The sequence below is a fragment of the Peribacillus sp. P4_C12 genome (assembly GCF_056402095.1).
Window position 1 is genome coordinate 1 of record NZ_JBFUIB010000516.1, and the last position, 2,518, is coordinate 2,518.

The 2,518-nt window shown below is 37.2% G+C and carries 2 protein-coding genes; both read right to left on the reverse strand.

Annotated elements, in window-relative coordinates:
- Positions 1-83: 83 nt before the first annotated feature.
- Positions 84-1,580 carry an AMP-binding protein gene (locus tag AC1DUW_RS25790; protein WP_477643817.1) on the reverse strand — a complete coding sequence of 499 codons (1,497 nt, stop codon included), beginning with the start codon at positions 1,578-1,580 and terminating at the stop codon, positions 84-86.
- A 72-nt stretch (positions 1,581-1,652) separates the two neighbouring features.
- Positions 1,653-2,216 (reverse strand): biotin transporter BioY, encoded by a 564-nt coding sequence (locus AC1DUW_RS25795; RefSeq protein ID WP_056529505.1) that lies wholly within the window; start codon positions 2,214-2,216, stop codon positions 1,653-1,655.
- Positions 2,217-2,518: the final 302 nt, after the last annotated feature.

The window sequence follows — 2,518 nt, forward strand, 5'->3', positions numbered from 1 at the left end:
CAAATCCTCTGGTTCTAGATTTTTGAATACACCACCTAATTTTCCTATAGGTGTCCTTTTGGCTTCTACAATAACAACTTCTCTCATCGGCACACCTCTATCATTTGTTGTTTTACAAGGTTACGCGCAATTTTCCCGCTACTTGTATAAGGAAATGCTGTGACTTCGATTAGTTCTTGCGGGGTTTTGTAGGATGCCAGATACTTCCGGCAATGGCTTTTTACTTCTTGTAAGTTGAGTGTGTATCCCTGTTTCCACTGTACAAGTACGATGACCTTTTCACCCCAGTAAGCGTCRGGTAAACTTGTCACCATTACTGCTTCAATTTCCGGTAATTGCATCAATACCCGTTCAATTTCTTCCGGAAATATGTTCAGACCCCCACTTACAATCATGTTTTTTGCCCGACCTTCTATGTAAAGATAACCCTCTTCATCCCGCCTTGCGTAATCACCTAACTTTAACCAATTGTCTTTCAAAACATTATTTGTTTCATCCTCTTGCTGAAAATAACCCGAAAATATCATCTCACTTGAAACAAATAACTGACCCACTTCCCCTGTCTTCACTTCCTGGCCATCCATATCTCTAATTGAAATTTTCACTTGCGGAAATGGCTTACCGACTGTATCTGGCTTTAATCTATTATTTTGAGGCGTTAAATAGGAAATATAACTGGCCTCTGATGAACCATAAAATTCATAAATATCCAGATTCGGAAATACTTCCATTACCCCTTCTTTAGAGGCTGCTGACCATTTTGCTCCTGAAGAAATAACCGCTTTTGGCACATGATAAGGATGCGGGGCCCTCACTGCGTAATCCATTATTGCTTGAATCATAGTCGGGACAAGGAAAATAGTTGTCTCTTCTACGTGCTGACAAACTTTCAGTACATCAGCTGGTGTAAATTTACGTATAATATGAAAAGTCGCACCTATAAACAATGTTTGGATTGCTGCAAATAATGACAATGAATGGACAAGAGGTCCCGGCGCTAATATATGGTCACAGAACTTGAGATTAAATGCCTTATTCGTTGAATAAAAGCTTTCTAGCCAAGATAAATGTGTACGAATATACCCTTTTGGTGTACCTGTTGTTCCTGATGTAAAACCTAAAAATAAAACTTCATTTATCAATGGGGTTATAGGTTCTTCCACTGCATTAGAAGCAAGCCAGTTTGAAAAATCGTCCTCCGTGCCATCTGGCTCAACTATTATAGTTGGAATACCTTCCTCTTCCACTTTATCCGCTAAACTTCCTTCGATAAACAACAAAACAGGCTCACATTTTGTCAATACGTATCGAATTTCAGATGCACTCCATTTCGGATCAAGTGGTACAGGAATCAAACCAGCTTTGACTACTCCAACGAAGATTTGAATGAATTCAACACAATTAGACATTAAAATGGCTATATTCGATTTTGATGAATGTTCCACATTCGATAAGCCATTTGCAATTTGATTCATCGAGTCAACTAAAGCACTGTATGTTAGTTGTCGATTTCCAAGCTGCACTGCCACTTTTTCAGGACAGATGTCTTTGTACATCGTTATTTGGTCAGTTATATTCATGTTATTAATACCTTTCATTCACATTATTCAATCCAAATAAAGAAGAAAACCGTCCCACCATTTTTGTTGTCATTATTCCTCTTCTGCTGCTGCCAGTCGTTCTTGAATTGGACTCACTGATTTTAATTGCACAGCAATTATCGCTGCAATGAATGCTTTAATTAAATCCCCTGGTAAAAACGCAATACTCGCCATTAAACCTGCCCATACCGATGTATTTGTAATAAGAGCCATAATAGGTGCACCAATTAAGTTAATCAAAAGTACCCCGCCAAATATGTTAACGATAACGACTTTCCATGTTTTGACGTTAGACCAGACTTTTTCAGTAAAGTAACCGATGATAAAAGCAGCTAGCGGCCAACTCCAAATATACCCTGCTGATGGCCCCACCAATACAGCAAGTCCACCACGGCCACCTGTTAATAACGGCGCACCAATTGCAACCAATACTATAAAAACTATTAAACTCAATCCGCCCATCTTTCTACCTAAAAAGCATCCTGCAAGCATAACGCCTAATGTTTGTGCAGTAATTGGTACCGGTATGAATCCTAAAGGAATTGGAGGAATTAGCCCTAAAACTCCGATTAAAGCTGCAAACAATGCTGAATAAACCATTTCTTTGGTTGTCATATAATTTCCCTCTCCATTTGCACTATACAAATTAAATCATTTCAATTTTGCATAGTAGCCATTATTAAAATATTGAATTCCTAAATATTCTAAATAAATTGAATTTTTTTATACATACATTTGATTAAGGTTTAGACCGGTCGACCTCCATGCCTTGTTTAAATAATAATAGTAGAAAAGCTTTTTGTAAACCACATTTTTTTTTAGTTAACACATATTATATATCTCAGCTTTTTAACTATCAGATTGGAATACAAAAAAAATAAAAAGGTTTTAAATGCTTGAATTACGGTAGCGTAAAT